Source organism: Thiomicrorhabdus xiamenensis, assembly GCF_013282625.1.
In the GTDB taxonomy this organism is placed as follows: Bacteria; Pseudomonadota; Gammaproteobacteria; order Thiomicrospirales; family Thiomicrospiraceae; genus Thiomicrorhabdus; species Thiomicrorhabdus xiamenensis.
The window spans coordinates 284,918-301,697 of the sequence record NZ_CP054020.1 but is presented as its reverse complement, the minus strand read 5'-3'; the positions used below and the strand labels follow the sequence as shown (position 1 = coordinate 301,697).

Sequence of the window (16,780 nt, the reverse complement as noted above, 5' to 3'; positions counted from 1 at the left end):
TTAGATATTTCCCTTCGATTACGCTCAGTAAATCTTTTGAAAAATTAATCATAAACAACTCTTGATACCGTCAATTGAGTAATAAGCCGGAGTGAAATCTGATTACCTTTTAAAACAAGCAGTTACCGGTTATGATCGAACTCAGAAACCTCTCCAGCAGAATCAAAAAAAGGAGAAAGTCATGGGCTCTCGCAACACTCTTACGGCGCTTGCCTCATCGGTCCTGATTTCAATCAGCCTGCTCTCTTCGCCCTCTTTTGCGGACGAACTCAGACCTGGAATCGTCCTCTATAAACTCAACGAAAATGCCTCGGCAAAAGAATTGAAGAGTCTCAATGCACTGTTGCACAGCCAGGGCTTACAGCAAGAAAAAGTTATTCCGGATGTCAATATTCATATGGCGAAATTCGCACAAAGCGGGCGGGAAAAAGCGATTGCCAACATTCTGCAAGCGAGCGGCTATGTTAAATTTGCTGAACCGGACTATCTCGTTGCTCCGACACTGGAGCCAAATGACTCGGATTACGGCCTTCAATGGCATCATCCGGCGATAAACAGTCCTCAGGCATGGGATGCAACCACGGGTAGTCATAACGTACTGGTAGCGGTGTGCGATACCGGTGTCGATACGGACCACCCGGATCTGGTCAACAATCTTACTTTCCCCGGATTCGACGCTCATGTCGGCTTTGATACCAACGGCAATGTCATTTCGACCGACGTTGAAGATTTCCACGGCCACGGCACGGGAACCGCCGGTACGCTCGGCGCTGTCGGTAATAACATCACAGGCGTCGCCGGTGTGAACTGGGATACCAGTATTCTTCCGGTGCGGATTGCAATCAGCGAAACAAATTCATCTGCCTATATCAGCTCAATGGTCAACTGTATGGTCTATGCCGGTCAACGCGGCGCCAAAATCGTCAATATCAGTTACGGCGGTATATCCTCCGCCTCTATCAATGACGCCGCAACCAATCTGAGAAACCAAGGTGGACTGCTGTTTATGTCTGCCGGTAACGACTACAACGAACACCCGGAATATCCTGATTACACCAGTCTGGTAGGTGTTGGTGCAACCGATCAGAATAACGTCAAAGCCAGCTTTTCCAGCTACGGCGACTATGTCGATGTCGTCGCTCCGGGCGTCAGCATCCGTACCACTTATATTAATGGTGGCTACACCTACTACTCGGGCACCTCTTTCTCCTCACCGATGACGGCGGGGGTTGGTGCGCTTATGGTAGCAGCCAATCCGGCGATTACTCCCGATGAGATCGAAAACGGTCTTTTCTCGACCGCGACCGATTTGGGCGCCGCAGGCGATGACAATATCTATGGACACGGGTTGATCAATGCGCAGGCCGCAATCAATTACGCCCTGAATCTAGGCAATTACCAGCCGCCTGTCGCCGATATCTGGACCGACAGTACAACGGTTTCATTCGGTACGCCGATCTTATTCAACGCGGGAAACTCTTATGATGCCGATGGCTCGGTCGTCAGCTACCACTGGGATTTCGGTGATGGCACAACCGCAGATATTGTTGATCCAAGCCATAACTACCAGCAAAGCGGTGTATTTGAAGTCAGCTTGACCGTTACCGATAACGACAATCTGAGCGATTCTGCGACCCTGTCGATTCAGGTCACCAATGAACTGCCGATTGCGGTCATTGACCCCATGGCGACCAGCTACAATCTCGGCGACACCGTCTCTTTCAACGGCTACAACTCGTATGATCCGGATCCAAACGGTGCGATCGTCAGCCATGAATGGGATTTCGGAAACGGACAAACCGCCAGCGGCGAATCGGTTCAATACAGCTATCCGGCCGGCGGCCTCTATAACGCAACCCTGACCGTCACCGACAATGCCGGAGCCAGTAATGCTTCATCGATTCAGATTGAAGTGATCGATCCGAGCGTACTGCTTGCGCCAAGCGCTCTGAGTGCAACGGTCAGTGGACAGGACGTCACCTTAAACTGGCAGGATAACAGTGCCAATGAAAACGGTTTTGTCGTGGAACGCGCTATGAAAATCCGCGGTAAATATACCTTTGAGACTATCGCCACACTGGGAGCCGACAGTACCAGCTTTACCGACTCGGTTGCCGAACTGGGTACCTATCAATATCGCGTCTATGCGTTCAATGACAGCAACCAGGTTTATTCGGATGCCGTTTTAGTGAAAGTTGAAACCACCTCGACAGAACCGCCACCTCCTCCTGAACCCGGAACACTGGTTGCACCGGACAACTTGTCTGCTACGCTCAATGGAAGCACCGTCACTCTGACGTGGAACGACAATAGCACGGATGAAAGCGGGTTCTATATTGAGCGCGGCGTAAAAGTACGCGGCCAGATCACTTATAGCCGCGTCGCTACCGTCGGCACCGATACTGCGTCCTACAGCGAAACACTCGCTAGCGGAACCTATGAATATCGTGTGCAGGCCTTTAACGACAGCGGAACATCCAGCTATAGCAATAGCGTCAGCGTTCGCTTGAAATAACAGAACCCGACAACAAAGAACCTCCATCCATAAAAAAGCCCGCAAAAGCGGGCTTTTTTATTATCGACGGTTTGTCTTACTAAACAGCGGAAGAGACCCGATTTCAATTTACCGAAACCACCATAGCAAGATAGATCTGCCATAAGCCCATTACCACAACCGACAAACCGGCAATTGCTTTGACCCAGGTCTTGCGTGCCAGACGGGTAAAATAGAAGGCGAAAGCGCCGATCAAAAGCAAATTAGGCAGAGTCCCCAAACCGAACGCCAGCATGACCATCGCACCCTCAAAAGCGCCACCGGAACTCAATGCAAGAATCAACATACTGTACACTAAACCGCACGGAAGCCACCCCCACACCAAACCGTACAGTCCTGCCTGACGGATATTTTTAACCGTCCGCATCCTTTGCGCATAGGGAGCCAGTTTCTGCCACAGGCCCTGGCCGATACGTTCGACAACCACAATCCCCTGCCACCAACCGGCCAGATAGAGTCCGAGCGCAATCATAAAGAGTCCGGCAAAAACCTGCAGCAGCTGCTGAAACGGCAAAAGTGTCGCCAAAGAGTTCAACAGCATACCCAGGGAGCCGAAAAGCGCACCGATCAGCAGATAACTGAGAATTCGGCCGCCATTATAAGCAAGCTGAAACGGCAACATACGCCACCAGCTGGCCTGGTTTTTAACCTCCAGACTAAAGGTCAAAGCGCCGACCACACCGCCGCACATCCCCAGGCAGTGAACCCCACCGAACAATCCGGTCAGCAATGCTGAAATATAAATCCCTTCAACCATCATTAATCTTTTAGAAAAGCTCCGAAAGTTTTTGTGAAAGACGGTAGCTCAAAGCTTCCGCAATATGTGCGCTCTCGACAGAGTCTGCTTCCTGCATGTCTGCAATCGTCAACGCCAGACGCACGATACGGTAATAACTGCGCGCAGACAACCCGAAACGTTTGACCGCCTGTTGCAATAGTTCTTGAGAGTAGGTATCCAGCCCTACCAGCTTGTTCAATTGCCGGTTATTCAATCCTGAATTAAGACATCCCTGACGTGCAAGCTGCCGTGCCTGAACAGTCTCAACCCGCTTACGGACCTGTTCACTGGTTTCGCCGTCCGGACGAGTACTCTGCAAGGCTTCGATTTCAACCGCCGGTACTTCAAGATGACAGTCAATACGATCCAATAAAGGGCCGGAGAGCTTCTTAAGATAACGCGAAATCTGCGTCGGCGTATCTTTACAACGTCCGAGCGGATCGTCCGGAAAATAACCGCTTGGCGTCGGGTTTAATGCGGCTACAAGTTGAACTCGTGCCGGATAGGCCACGTGCTGTTGAACTCGAGCAATTTCCACTTTGCCGCTTTCCAGAGGCTCGCGTAAGGCTTCGAGTACATCCCGATTGAACTCTGGCAATTCGTCAAGGAACAGAACGCCATGATTGGCTAGGGAAATCGCTCCGGGTCTGGGCACTCTACCGCCACCGATAATCGCTGCGGCCGAAGCGGAGTGATGCGGACTGACGAAAGGACGATGATAAAAACTTTCCAATTCAATCTTTTGACCCGCCAGGGAACAGATTGTCGCATTCTCCAGTGCCTGCTGCTCGTTTAAAGACGGCAACAGCGTCACCAGACGCGACGCCAGCATGCTTTTTCCCGCACCCGGCTCGCCGACCATCAACAGAGAGTGCCCGCCCGCGGCACAGATTTCCAACAATCTCTTTGCTTGCGCCTGCCCTTGAATATCAGATAAACAGAGCGGATAACGTTTTACCCGCGGAGTAAATTGCGGTTCTTGACTTAAATTCTCCGGCGTTTCGCCGTTCAGATACATCCAAGCCTGACGAAGATTCTCGACCAGTCGGATCTCTCCATTATGGCCGGTTTGCGCGCATAACTGTTTGTCCACCGCATTATGCCATGGAATGAAGGCTTGACCCGCTTCCTGAAGTTGTAACAGACTTGGCAACAGTCCGCTAATCTCGCGTAACTCACCGGTTAACGCCAGCTCTCCGTAAAGTTCGATTTCGCCGGGTAATTTCGGAACAAGCTGCTCGGTTGCAATCAAAATACCCATCGCGATCGCTAAATCATAGCGTCCGCCGCTTTTCGGCAGATCCGCCGGAGCCAGGTTAACGGTAATCCGCTTGGCAGGCATATCGAATCCAGAATTAAGCAAAGCACTGCGAACCCGCTCCTTACTCTCCTTAACCGATGCTTCCGGCAAACCGACGATCGTGAGACTCGGCAGCCCCGAGCTGACGTGAACCTCGACGACCACTCTGGGAGACTCCATCCCCTGTATGGCGCGACTGAAAACTCTTGCCAGACCCATGGAATCGCAACCGATCAGCGATTATGCTGCTCCAGATCCTCGAAACGTTTTTCCAACGCGTCCAGTTTGGCCCGTGTTTTAGCCAAAACCGCTTTCTGCGTATCAAATTCTTCTCTGGAAACCAGATCCATCTGCTCCAGTAAACGTTGCAGATTTAACTGCACCTGTTTCTTGCCTTCTTCGGGAAAATCACCAAAACCGGGAGGAATAATTTCCGCTACTTTTTTGGCAAACTCCTCTAATTGCACTGGATTAAACATAATTTATACCTCTTACTGCGAATTATCAGTCACTATAACGATTCGATTGAAATTAAGCCAGCAAACACTATTAAGTTTATTAATAATGCGGCCGTTAATTAACTTACAGCCGTTGTGGAAAAAACAATACAACAAAGCCAAATAAAACGGTATGAAAAATATACTCATTTGATATTTAGCCGCTCGACTTTTTGCTAAAATCAATTTTAAAACAAGGGAAATAATAATGTATCGCATACAAGACAGCCCGGAGGTTGCATGGCGTTTATTTCAATATATAAAGGCCTCCTTCGAAGAGAAGGATATCAACCCGATTCCACTGAACTATTATCTCTGGTATCAGTATTACAAAGGAGATAATCCTCAATTCCGCGAAGAATTGGATCAGGTTCTCAAGGATGACATGGGGTATAACGACCGGATCGGTCGCCGTCTCTATAATGATTACTTTGCTGTAGACTCGACCACCTCGGAATTCGACAAGGCGTTCCGTCGTCTAGTCAACCTGATGGTCCAGAAGATCAATTCCTGGAATGACAAACTGGACAGCCATACCAAACAACTGGAATATTCTACTGAAGAATTAAAGAAGGATAATCTGGACGTTCATCAGGTCAAAGAGATTACCAGCAACGTCCTGAGTACGGCCACGTCCATGCAGGAAACCAACCAGATGTTTCAGAAGCATATGCTGGAAAGCAGCGAAGAAATCAAAAAACTTCGCCAACAGCTTCTGGCCGTACAAAGCCAAGTTCTTCAAGACGAGCTGACCGAAGTCGGAAACCGCAAAGCCTATAACATGGCCATGGAGGAAATGCTTCAGGATGTGGCCGAATTTGGCTCGGGCTGCTGCATGATTATCGCCGACATTGATCACTTTAAAAACTTTAATGACACCTATGGTCATCTGATCGGTGACAGTGTCCTGCGCTATTTTGCCAAGCTGATTAGACGCAACCAGAGTAAAAATGAAGATATTTTCCGTTACGGCGGGGAAGAGTTTGTCCTCTTATTGAGAAACTTCTCTCTGGATGAAGCGGTCAAACGCGCGCAAGAGATTCGCAAGCAGATTTCCTCTGCCCATCTGAAGCTGAAAAATTCCGATCAGGAGATCAATACGATTACCGCTTCATTCGGTGTCGCCCAGCTTCGCCCGAATCTTGACGATGCGGAAAGCTTCTTCAACCGCGCCGACAAATCGCTGTACAAAGCCAAAAAAGATGGACGCAATCGCGTCGTCTGTGAAATCAGTCTGTAAAAGTCGAGAGTTGCGATCTGAGCCGGTTCCCTTGCCGGCTTTTTTATTCCCGGCTTGCAGACTTGTATTCCAACTCCATAACACTTGCCCCCAGCTTGCGCAGCTGGTTCTTGCGCTTATTCAACTCAAGACGATCGTAATAAGGCTCGGTGTAGAGGGCATAGATATGCTTCCCGTCTTTACGCACCGTGGTACGGATTTTAAGCTTCTGCTCATATTGAGCAAGTCTTCTCTGCGCTCTTAGAGCAGCGGATTCGCTGAAAAAACTGCCGGCGAGGATATATTTCGGTTTTTCAAGCGCGACCGGTTCCGGAGTCGTATCGTCCGGAATCACTTCCAGATCCTTCAGTTCACTGTAGAAGTTCTTTTTCGGCTCGCCATAGATCTGTTCATCGGAAGGCACTTCCAGCGCCTGTGCATGGATCTCCCGAGGAGCCTCGGATACCGACTCTTCTGGCTCCTGCAGCGATGCGCTTTGTTCAGGTAATTCGATTCGTTCTTCAAGCGTTTCCGGTTGCGGATCACTCAGAATCACTACCGACTCGTTCTCATCAATCGAATCCACTTCGGCAACCGCCTGCTTCATTTGCTGACTGCCCGATTTCAAACCGGAATTGGCGAAATGGTTAATAACCCAATAGCCCCCGACCATCGCACCGATCACCAGCAGCATGACCAACCAGGCATTACGGCTCGTTCTCTGCTCTTCCTGACGTTTGTGTCGGGCCGAACTGGATTCCAACATCGGTGGCGGCAGCGTTTCGGAAGAATGCCGCGGGCGATAATCTCGAGCCATTCAGAAAAATCCCTATGGGTAATTACATCGATTCGGGAGCGGAGACATCCAGCAGCGCCAAACCGTTACGCAGAACCTGACGAACCGCACTGATCAGCGTCAAGCGGGCATGTCGCAGATTGTCGTCATCAACGATAAACTGACTGGCGTTATAGTAAGTATGCAAACCGTTAGCCAGGTCTTTCAGATAGTAAGCAATCTGATGCGGTTCGTAAACCACGGCCGAGCGTGCGATGATTTCCGGATATTTCGCCAGTTCCGTCGCCAAATAGGTTTCATGCTCTTCGGTCAGTAGCTCAAGGTTCTGCATGCCTTGCTGCAGATCAAAGCTATAACCTTTCTCGCTTGCTTGTTCAAGCACCCGGCAAATACGCGCATGCGCATATTGAATATAGTAAACCGGATTATCGTTAGACTGCGACTTTGCCAGATCCAGGTCGAAATCCATATGCTGTTCCGATTTGCGCTGCACATAGAAGAAGCGCGCCGCATCCGAACCGACTTCGTCACGCAGTTCGCGCAAGGTGACGAATTGCCCGCTTCGGGTCGACATAGCCACTTTTTCGCCGCTTCTGTACAGAACGGCAAACTGCACCAGAAGTACTTCCAGCGCATCCGGATTGGTTTCCATCGCTTGCATCGCAGCACGTACGCGCGGGATATAGCCGTGGTGATCCGAACCCCAGATATCGATCAAAAGGTCAAAACCACGCTCAAGCTTATTGAAATGATAAGCGATATCGGAAGCAAAATAGGTCTTCAAACCGTTTTCACGCACCACAACACGATCTTTTTCATCACCGTACTCAGTGGAGCGGAACCATAGCGCCCCTCTTTGCTCGTAGATTTTGCCGGCTTTCTGTAATTTCTCCAAAGCCGCATCAATCACACCGGTATCCATCAGTGAGCGCTCAGAGAACCAGTTATCGAAGCGCACCTTAAAGCCTTCAAGGTCATCGCGGATATCGCCGAGAATGGCATCAACGGCAATCTGGAAAACGTCATAATACTGACTGCCCAGGAGGTTTTTGGCGCGTTCGATAAGCGCATCGATGTGCTTTTCTTTATCGCCGTCTTCCATACCTTCGTCCGGCGTGACATTGGCAAAAACCTCAAATGCCGGTTTATGCAGACGGTTGCCAAATTGGCTGCGAACCTCGGCGGCCACATCCAGAATATAATCACCCTTATAACCGTTACTCGGGAAGGTCAACTCCTCGCCTTGATCCTGCAGATAGCGCAACCAGACAGAAGTGGCCAGAATATCCATCTGGCGTCCGGCGTCGTTTACATAGTACTCGCGACAGACATCGAACCCGGCCGCATCCAGAAGATTGGCAACACTCGCGCCATAAGCGGCGCCACGACCGTGACCGACATGCAATGGCCCGGTCGGGTTTGCGGAAACAAATTCCACCAACACCGATTTGCCCTGACCGACATTACAGCGCCCGAACGCATCCCCCTGCTCGAAAACCTGTGCAAGAACGTCAAACTTAGCCGTATCCTGGACAAAAAAGTTAATGAAACCAGGTCCGGCGATCTCGACCTTTTCGATAACCGGATGATCCGACAGCAAATCCACAATCTTCTGCGCCAGATCACGCGGCGGCATTCCTGCCATTTTGGTCATCATCATCGCCAGATTGGTCGCAAAGTCACCATGCGCCTTGTCGCGTGTGTTTTCAACATGAATTCGCGGTGCGGCATCGGCCGGAATCACACCTTGATCTTTAAGTTGTTGCACCACATCGGTCAAAATTTGCGCAAGTTGCTGCTTCATTTGCTGCTCTCTTTCAAATATGGGTTGGTCTGAAAATATGGGGGATCGGCGCGCTTTAAAGCCTTTTATCCGCGAGTCAAACGCGTAAAACGCCGGCGAAAAATCAAGCCAGTTATCTTAACTGATTTTCAGGATAAAATTACGGGAAATTGCGTCGGCAAAACAAAACGCTTCGCCGACATTTTAAAGATATGAATCGTAAACGAACGTAAACACCTCAATAGGCGCCCGAGCGATTACTCTTTAACGGCCGTCTTTTTCGCCGCGGTCTTCTTGGCTGGCGCCTTTTTCGCGGTTGTTTTCTTGGCCGTCGTCTTTTTGGCTGGTGCTTTTTTCGCGGCGGCTTTCTTGGCCGGAGCTTTTTTGGCCGGAGTCTTCTTCGCTGCTGCTTTTCTGCCGCGACGTTTCGGTTCCGGCGCCTCGTCCAGACGTTTAACACACTCTTCAAGCGTCAGAGCCAGAGCATCCTCGTCTTTAGCGATCTTGGCGTTTTTCTTGGTCGTCAAATCGGTAATATAAGGCCCCCAACGTCCTTTGAGGATCTTAACATCCGGATTTTCCGGGAAAGTTTTAACGATTTTTTCCGCTTCAGCCTGTATCTTGGCCTCAACCAGCACTACCGCTTCATCCAGAGTGATACTTAAAGGATCGTAACCTTTAATCGGGGCGTACTTCTTGCTGCCGTATTCCAGATAAGGTCCGAAAGGCCCTTGCTTGGCAATCAGTTTTTGTCCGGCTTCGACCGAGAAAACGGAACCGTCGACAGCGGTCGCACTGTAGCTCTCCGGCATTTCACCCACTTCGCGTGGTAGCTTGAACAGTTCCAGAGCTTCCTCAAGTTTCAAGGTATCCATCTTCTGTCCCGGCATTAGGCTGGCAAACTGCGGTTTCTCATCGTTTTCGCCGTCCCCGACCTGGACATAAGGGCCGAAGCGGCCGATTTTGACAAACATCGGCTTGCCGCTTTCCGGGTGTTCGCCCAACAGACGCGCTTGCCCCGCCTCTTCACGTGAAACATCTTCTGCGGCTTCGACTTTAGGGTGGAAACGCTTGTAGAAATCATCCAGCATTGCCTGCCACTGCATTTCGCCGTGCGCGATGATATCGAACTTTTCCTCGACCTTGGCAGTAAACTGGTAATCCAGAATTTCACCGAAATGCTTGGTCAGGAAATTAGTTACTATGCCAGCGATATCGGTCGGGAACAGTTTACTCTTTTCGGAACCGGCCATCTCATTCAGGGTTTCCGCCTGCAAACCGTCCGCGGTTAAAGTCAGCTGACGGTAGTCGCGCGGCGTTCCTTCACGGTCTTCCTTGACGACATAGCCGCGCTGCTGAATGGTATCAATGGTCGGCGCATAGGTTGAAGGTCGACCAATCCCCATCTCTTCCAGCGTTCGAACCAGACTGGCTTCGTTATAACGGGCCGGAGGTCGGGCAAAACTCTGACGGGCACCCAAAGTCCCTAACTGCAATGCCTGACCGATCGTCATCGGAGGCAACAGACCTTCATCGCCTTTTCCGCCGAAATCATACACTTTCAGAAAACCATCGAAAGTCACCACTTCGCCTTTGGCCACCAGTTTTTCAGCGTCCAGATTACTGATTCCGATCTCGACCGTAGTACGCTGCAGTTTGGCATCCGCCATCTGCGAAGCGATTGCACGGCGCCAGATCAGTTGATACAGGCGTTGTTCGTTACGTTCGCCGGTCACTTCGCTAACGGCAAAATCGGTCGGACGAATTGCTTCGTGCGCTTCCTGAGCGTCCGCCTGTTTGGTTTTATAGCGGCGACTATGGCTGTACTCGGCACCATAGTTGGTGGTAATCGTCTGCTTGGCCTGATCAATTGCAGTTTCCGACAGGTTCACCGAGTCGGTACGCATATAGGTGATCTTCCCGGACTCGTACAGTCTCTGGGCGATCATCATGGTCTGCTTGACCGAAAAACCGAGTTTGGAGGAGGCTTCCTGCTGCAGCGTCGAGGTGGTAAAAGGCGCTTTCGGGCTGCGTTTGGCCGGCTTTTCGTCGAGAGACATAACCGTCAGATTGGCTTGAGCCACGGCGAGAAGGTATGCCTGAGCTTCCTCTTCGGTTTCAAAAGACGCGTTGCGTTTGACTTCAACGGTACCGCTTACCTGACCGTTCTCGTCCAGCAGTTGCAACTCGCCCTGAACCTTAAAGCTGAAACTGGCTTCAAAAGCTTCGATTTCCTGCTCGCGCTCGACAATCAATCGCACCGCAACCGACTGTACACGCCCGGCGGAAAGCCCGGTACGAATTTTTTTCCAAAGAATCGGCGACAGTTCAAAACCAACGATACGATCCAGGATACGACGCGCCTGCTGCGCATCGACCAGATCCATATCAACCGTACGCGGATGCGCCACGGCATGCTCTATTGCCGGTTTGGTAATTTCATGAAACACAATACGCTTGGTTGTGGTGACATCCAGATTCAGAGCCTCCGCAAGGTGCCAGGCGATCGCCTCCCCCTCGCGGTCCTCATCCGTTGCCAGCCAGACCGAGTCAGACTGTTTGGCGAGTTTTTTCAGCTCGGTAACGTTTTTCTTCTTATCGGCGGAAATTTCATAATTCGGCGTAAATCCGTTCGCCAAATCGATTCCCATCCCTTTTTTCTGAATATCCCGGATATGCCCGTAACTGGAACGCACCACGAAATCTTTACCCAGATATTTTTCGATGGTTTTAGCCTTAGCAGGCGACTCCACGATCACCAAATTTGTCATATATTCCCAATTCTCTAAAAACAAACCCCGTATTCAATAAAACGCGGCTTTATTACAATTAACGGGGTTCAATAATTTCATCTTTTTTCTAGGGTGCAAAATTTTAGGGCGTTTTGCAATGAATTTAAAACGACATTTTATTTATATAGCCGAACAGATAAATTTTGCCCATTCCGGCAAAGCAGACATTTAGCGAACTGGAATTTCGGTTCCGACTCGAAAAAGAGAAGGGGGATACAGGAGCAGTTTCTTCAACGAATTCTCTGCCAGCGACCTGCCGAGAGTTTTTCGATTTTCCCTTGCAACTCCAAAGCCATCAACTCGCTCTGCAGGGATGAAAGCGGCATTTTGCTTAAAACCAGCAATTCGTCTAGCGAAATAGGCTCGAACTCAATCAATGACAGTAATTTGGAGGATTCCGCTGTGGAACCTTCCGGGTTTTCGGTCTGTGCGGAGAACGCCTCCGGTTGCAAAGCAAGTTGCAGAATGGAGCCAAGCTCGGCAAACACGTCTTCTCCCGATTCAACCAGCTTGGCCCCCTGCTTAATCAACTGGTGACAGCCTTTTGCCTGCGGATTATGAATCGATCCGGGAATGGCGAAAACCTCCCGTCCCTGTTCCAATGCGGTACGGGCGGTGATCAAAGAACCGCTTTTCAAGCTCGCTTCGACCACCAGCGTTCCGACGCTCAAACCGCTGATAATACGGTTTCTTTTCGGAAAATTCTGCGCCAAAGGTTTGGTTCCCAGCGGAAACTCCGAGACCATTACGCCTTCGGCAGCAATATCGCGAGCCAGCTGCTGGTTACTGGCCGGATAGACCCGGTCCAGCCCGGTTCCTAGCACTGCGACCGTCTTGCCCTGCCCCTGAAGACCACCCTTGTGCGCAGCCGTATCAATTCCTGCGGCCATACCGGAAGTAATACACAAACCCTGCTGCGAAAGGAAACGAGAGAAGTCATAGGCATTGTCCATGCCTGTTTTGGAAGCGTTACGACTGCCGACCACCGCAATCTGCGGATCATTCAGTAGAGCAAGGTCGCCGCGCACCGCCAAAATCGGCGGCGCATCGCTGATCTCTTTGAGAAGCTGCGGGTAATCCTCATCCCAGTAACTGAGCCATTGTTGCCAATAAGCGCCATTCCGATCCTGTTGCCAGTCAAGCGCTTCATCCACTCTGCTGCCGATCTCCTGCGCCGAAATCTGCTGCTGTTGCCAGGGCGTCAGACCGGCAGTTTCCCGCAAGCTTGTTTCACCCGCCTGCAGCGCTTCGCTAAAAGAGCCGAAGCGATCCAGCAGCGCCTGCAACTGACTCAGCTTGGGCTGGGCCTGATGCAAGCGGAGCAGAGCGGGTAATTCAGACATCTTGGGCATAGTCAGTTATAATGCACGGATTATTTTTAAACCCATAAGTATATACCACTATATACAACTTACTATGACTTTAATGAATGAGCGACGCTATGGAAGAACAGGTGGAACAGCAATTGGAAAAGCTTGATATTGTCCTCTACCCGGATGAAGGCCTGCGCGAGGTGTGCAAACCGGTCAGCGAGATGACCGATCAGATCGACAAACTGATCGAAGAGATGTTCTACACCATGTACGACGCACCGGGAATCGGCCTTGCGGCTCCGCAAATCGCGGTACAGGAACGCATTATCGTGGTTGACGTCTCCGAAACCAAGGATCAGCCGATCGCATTGATCAATCCGGAAATCGTCCAGGAAGCCGGCAGCATCACTTGGGAAGAAGGCTGCCTGTCGCTGCCTGGCGTCTATGCAAAAGTCACTCGCCCGAGCGACGTCATTGTCCGCGGTATGAACCGCGACGGCAAAACGGTGGAAATCGAAGCGAACGAGCTGCTGGCAGTCTGCCTGCAACACGAAATCGATCATTTGAACGGCGTCATGTTTATCGACCATCTGTCCAATCTTAAGCGCACCCGTGCCATGCAGAAATACCGCAAGCTGCAACATCAAGGAAGCTAAATGAGCCAGCCATTAAGAGTCATTTTTGCCGGTACGCCGGATTTTTCCGTTGCGCCCCTGCAGGCGCTTCTGGACTCCGAACACCAGGTTATTGCGGTTTACACTCAGCCGGACCGTCCTGCCGGACGTGGGCGAAAATTAACCGCCAGCCCGGTTAAACAGCTTGCTCTGCAACACAACATTCCTGTCTATCAGCCGCTGACGTTGAAAGACCCGGACGCTCAGGCGGAAGTCGCTGCACTTAACGCCGACGTCATGATTGTCGTCGCCTATGGTCTGATTCTGCCGCAGGCGGTATTGGAAATGCCGAAATACGGCTGCCTCAACATTCACGCATCCCTTCTGCCACGCTGGCGCGGCGCCGCACCGATTCAGCGCGCCATTCAAGCCGGCGACGAGAAGACCGGCGTAACGATTATGCAGATGGATGTCGGACTGGATACCGGCGACATGCTGTATAAAACCGAAACCGCCATCCAGCCTGAAGACAGCGCACAAAGCCTGCATGACCGCCTGATGACAATGGGTGCCGAAGCGCTTATCGCTACGCTGAATGATCTGCAGGAGTTGCAAGACGAGGCGCAAAAGCAGGACGAATCGCAAGTTACCTATGCGGAAAAGCTGTCCAAAGCCGAAGCGCAGATTGACTGGTCACAGGAAGCGGACTCTCTGCAACGCCTGATTCAGGCCTTTAACCCCTGGCCGGTGGCTTTCTGCGACTTCGAAGGTAAGCCTTTGCGCATCTGGCAGGCCAGACTGCCTCAAGCAGACGAGCTGAACAACGAAGCCTTCGACAAGACGGCACCGGCCGGAACCGTGCAACTGGTCAATAAAGCCGGAATCTGGATCCAAACCGGAAATGGGATTCTCTGTCTGCAGACCCTTCAGGCAGCCGGCAAGAAAGCCATGCCGGCCTATGACTTCGCACAATCCAGACAACTTCAGGGGCAGAAACTGCAATGAGCCAGTCGAACGAAAACAGCGGCAGCCACACACGTTTCGTTGCGCTGAAGATGTGTCTCAGCGTAATTGAACAGGGGCGCTCCCTGAGCCAGGTGCTTCCCGAAGGGCTGGCGCAGTTTTCCGACCGCCGCGAACGCGCTTTTGTACAGAATCTGGTGCTGGGCACCTTGCGCTGGCAATTCCGTTTGATGGCGATCCGTTCGCAGCTTCTTAAGAAAAAACTCAAAGCCAAAGACGAAGACGTCAACCAGCTGATTCTTCTCGGCCTGTTTCAAATTCTCTACACCGATACCGCGAAACATGCAGCGGTATCGGAAACTGTCAATGTTACGGCAAAACTCAAGAAACCCTGGGCAAAAGGCCTGATCAACGGCGTTTTGCGCAATTTCATGCGCGAACAGGCGTCGATCTGCGCCGAAGTTGATCTCAAGCCTGCGCAGAAATATGCCCACCCGCAATGGTTTTTTAAAGCGCTACGCAAAGCTTATCCGGACAACTGGCAGCAGATCCTCGAAGCCAACAACCAGATTGCGCCTCTGACGCTACGCAACAACCGTAAATTTCAAAACCGTGACCAGCTTCAGCAACTGCTTTCTGACGCTGGTTTTGCTACGGAACTGCACCCCGATTGTGAACAGGGGCTGATTCTGCAACAAAGCACCGACATTACCCGTTTGCCGACCTATGATGAAGGCGGATTCAGCGTACAGGATGCGGCCGCCCAACAGGCCGCGCAACTTCTCCAGCCAAAGGCCGGAGAGCATATTCTCGACGCCTGTGCCGCCCCGGGCGGTAAAACCAGTCACCTGCTGGAATACAGCGACGGCGATATCGACCTTTTCGCACTGGAAAAAGAGCCCGAGCGTCTGGACCGCCTGGCGGAGAACCTGTACCGACTGGATCTGCAGTGCGACTACACCGTCGGTGATGCCGCCGAACCTGAAACCTGGTGGGACGGACGACCCTTCGACAAGATCCTGCTTGATGCCCCTTGTTCGGCAACCGGCATTATCCGCCGTCATCCGGACATAAAATGGCATCGCGTGCCGGAAGATATCGAAGAACTGGTTCAGATTCAAAGCCGTATTCTCGATGCCCTTTGGCCCACTTTAAAACCGGGCGGCCGCATGCTTTACGCGACCTGTTCGGTTTTACCGCAGGAAAACAGTCAGCAGATACAGGCGTTTCTGGAGCGTACGACGGATGCAAAACTCGTTCCTTTAGCAGTAGAATGGGGTTGGCACGGCAGTACTACCGGCCGACAGATTCTACCGGGCAACCACGGCATGGACGGTTTTTACTACTGCCTGCTGGAAAAGGCCCAGAGTGCTTAAACCGCCTAATTCGCGATCTCGGATGCTATGAAACCCATGCGGAAAACGATTCTCATACGACTTATCTCTTTTTCCGTTGCATGGATACTTTTGTCGACCACCAGCGTCAGTCATGCCGAGTTCCCGAACAAACTTCGCCTTGAACCCTTCAACCTGCTGCTCAATGAACAGACTGCGGAAAGCGCCGATCTGCAAGAAGAACCGCAGGACAAAGAGGTTCTTAGCATCGACCTCGATGAAATCCTGACCGAAAAAAGCGCTACCGACGGCGACAGTCCGCCTGGCATCACCATTCTGAAAGTCGTTGATTACCGTGAAAGCAACCAGCTGAAAATCGATTCGCAAAGCCGTTTCAGCATTGGAAGCAAACAAATCTCGGCGATCAATCACGGCATTCCGATTAAGTTTAAAACCGAAATTCTATTGACCGAAAGCAGCTCTTTTCTTGGCTTCCCCTATCAGCGAACCCGCAAACATGTTCGCTACCTGACCGAACTGACCAGTTACGGCATTAACCGCCAGTACGTCCTGTTCAACAACCGTAATGACAAACTACAACGCTTCGCCACCATCGACCGCGCACTGGAAACCATGGGAACATTGGAAGCCTTTGAAATAGCACACCTTAAAGAACTGCACCCGACGCAGAAATATCGACTGCGAATGCGTATTTTCCTCGATTACTGGACTCTGCCTGCACCGCTGCTACTGGAAGCTCTCCTTGATCCAACTTGGCGACTGGACAGCGGCTGGTTCGAGGTCAACCTGACCACCCCGCTAAGCTGGCAATAAGCG

General features: G+C 51.3%; 13 protein-coding genes. 6 read left to right on the top strand and 7 right to left on the bottom strand.

Annotation, left to right across the window (positions count from 1 at the left end; translation table 11 throughout):
• The first annotated feature begins 181 nt into the window (after positions 1-181).
• The gene (locus HQN79_RS01370; RefSeq protein ID WP_173283917.1) at positions 182-2,515 is read left to right on the top strand and encodes a S8 family serine peptidase; all 2,334 of its coding nucleotides are present in this window, start codon (positions 182-184) and stop codon (positions 2,513-2,515) included.
• 103 nt (positions 2,516-2,618) lie between these two features.
• On the opposite strand, the gene HQN79_RS01365 is transcribed toward HQN79_RS01370, so the two are convergent.
• The 3 genes from HQN79_RS01365 to HQN79_RS01355 are packed head-to-tail and all read right to left on the bottom strand — an operon-like array spanning position 2,619 to position 5,111.
• Positions 2,619-3,311: a sulfite exporter TauE/SafE family protein gene (locus HQN79_RS01365; RefSeq protein WP_338065238.1), complete on the bottom strand. Its 693-nt coding sequence runs from the start codon at positions 3,309-3,311 to the stop codon at positions 2,619-2,621.
• 10 nt (positions 3,312-3,321) lie between these two features.
• Entirely contained in the window at positions 3,322-4,851 is a 1,530-nt protein-coding gene (locus tag HQN79_RS01360; RefSeq protein ID WP_173283915.1) for a YifB family Mg chelatase-like AAA ATPase, read from the bottom strand.
• A gap of 14 nt (positions 4,852-4,865) precedes the next feature.
• Complete coding sequence (locus HQN79_RS01355) at positions 4,866-5,111, bottom strand: accessory factor UbiK family protein (protein WP_173283914.1); 246 nt, start codon at positions 5,109-5,111, stop codon at positions 4,866-4,868.
• A gap of 226 nt (positions 5,112-5,337) precedes the next feature.
• Here HQN79_RS01355 and HQN79_RS01350 point away from each other — a divergent pair, with 226 nt between their 5' ends.
• On the top strand, positions 5,338-6,369 hold the full coding sequence (locus HQN79_RS01350) for a GGDEF domain-containing protein (protein ID WP_173283913.1): 1,032 nt from the start codon (positions 5,338-5,340) through the stop codon (positions 6,367-6,369).
• 43 nt (positions 6,370-6,412) lie between these two features.
• On the opposite strand, the gene HQN79_RS01345 is transcribed toward HQN79_RS01350, so the two are convergent.
• From HQN79_RS01345 to dprA, 4 genes are all read right to left on the bottom strand, one after another.
• Positions 6,413-7,165 carry an SPOR domain-containing protein gene (locus tag HQN79_RS01345; RefSeq protein WP_173283912.1) on the bottom strand — a complete coding sequence of 251 codons (753 nt, stop codon included), beginning with the start codon at positions 7,163-7,165 and terminating at the stop codon, positions 6,413-6,415.
• A gap of 22 nt (positions 7,166-7,187) precedes the next feature.
• Complete coding sequence (argS, locus tag HQN79_RS01340; protein WP_173283911.1) at positions 7,188-8,948, bottom strand: arginine--tRNA ligase; 1,761 nt, start codon at positions 8,946-8,948, stop codon at positions 7,188-7,190.
• A 236-nt stretch (positions 8,949-9,184) separates the two neighbouring features.
• Positions 9,185-11,698, bottom strand: coding sequence for a type I DNA topoisomerase (topA, locus tag HQN79_RS01335; protein ID WP_173283910.1), 2,514 nt, complete (start codon positions 11,696-11,698; stop codon positions 9,185-9,187).
• Positions 11,699-11,949: 251 nt separating this feature from the next.
• The gene (dprA, locus tag HQN79_RS01330; protein ID WP_173283909.1) at positions 11,950-13,062 is read right to left on the bottom strand and encodes a DNA-processing protein DprA; all 1,113 of its coding nucleotides are present in this window, start codon (positions 13,060-13,062) and stop codon (positions 11,950-11,952) included.
• Positions 13,063-13,184: 122 nt separating this feature from the next.
• Between dprA and def the strand changes: the two genes are divergently transcribed.
• The 4 genes from def to HQN79_RS01310 are packed head-to-tail and all read left to right on the top strand — an operon-like array spanning position 13,185 to position 16,777.
• On the top strand, positions 13,185-13,688 hold the full coding sequence (gene def, locus HQN79_RS01325; protein WP_173286871.1) for a peptide deformylase: 504 nt from the start codon (positions 13,185-13,187) through the stop codon (positions 13,686-13,688).
• Entirely contained in the window at positions 13,689-14,651 is a 963-nt protein-coding gene (gene fmt, locus HQN79_RS01320) for a methionyl-tRNA formyltransferase (protein ID WP_173283908.1), read from the top strand.
• Positions 14,648-15,985, top strand: coding sequence for a 16S rRNA (cytosine(967)-C(5))-methyltransferase RsmB (rsmB, locus tag HQN79_RS01315; RefSeq protein WP_173283907.1), 1,338 nt, complete (start codon positions 14,648-14,650; stop codon positions 15,983-15,985). The genes fmt and rsmB overlap by 4 nt, the downstream gene beginning before the upstream one ends.
• A gap of 36 nt (positions 15,986-16,021) precedes the next feature.
• On the top strand, positions 16,022-16,777 hold the full coding sequence (locus HQN79_RS01310; protein WP_173283906.1) for a DUF4390 domain-containing protein: 756 nt from the start codon (positions 16,022-16,024) through the stop codon (positions 16,775-16,777).
• Positions 16,778-16,780 lie beyond the last annotated feature (3 nt).

Bases quoted from the DNA above. Each gene is read 5' to 3' on its own strand.
- HQN79_RS01360 (WP_173283915.1), bottom strand. From the start codon at position 4,851: ATGGGTCTGGCAAGAGTTTTCAGTCGCGCCATACAGGGGATGGAGTCT.
- HQN79_RS01310 (WP_173283906.1), top strand. From the start codon at position 16,022: ATGCGGAAAACGATTCTCATACGACTTATCTCTTTTTCCGTTGCATGG.
- argS (WP_173283911.1), bottom strand. From the start codon at position 8,948: ATGAAGCAGCAACTTGCGCAAATTTTGACCGATGTGGTGCAACAACTT.
- fmt (WP_173283908.1), top strand. From the start codon at position 13,689: ATGAGCCAGCCATTAAGAGTCATTTTTGCCGGTACGCCGGATTTTTCC.
- HQN79_RS01345 (WP_173283912.1), bottom strand. From the start codon at position 7,165: ATGGCTCGAGATTATCGCCCGCGGCATTCTTCCGAAACGCTGCCGCCA.
- HQN79_RS01370 (WP_173283917.1), top strand. From the start codon at position 182: ATGGGCTCTCGCAACACTCTTACGGCGCTTGCCTCATCGGTCCTGATT.
- HQN79_RS01350 (WP_173283913.1), top strand. From the start codon at position 5,338: ATGTATCGCATACAAGACAGCCCGGAGGTTGCATGGCGTTTATTTCAA.
- rsmB (WP_173283907.1), top strand. From the start codon at position 14,648: ATGAGCCAGTCGAACGAAAACAGCGGCAGCCACACACGTTTCGTTGCG.
- topA (WP_173283910.1), bottom strand. From the start codon at position 11,698: ATGACAAATTTGGTGATCGTGGAGTCGCCTGCTAAGGCTAAAACCATC.
- dprA (WP_173283909.1), bottom strand. From the start codon at position 13,062: ATGTCTGAATTACCCGCTCTGCTCCGCTTGCATCAGGCCCAGCCCAAG.
- HQN79_RS01355 (WP_173283914.1), bottom strand. From the start codon at position 5,111: ATGTTTAATCCAGTGCAATTAGAGGAGTTTGCCAAAAAAGTAGCGGAA.
- HQN79_RS01365 (WP_338065238.1), bottom strand. From the start codon at position 3,311: ATGGTTGAAGGGATTTATATTTCAGCATTGCTGACCGGATTGTTCGGT.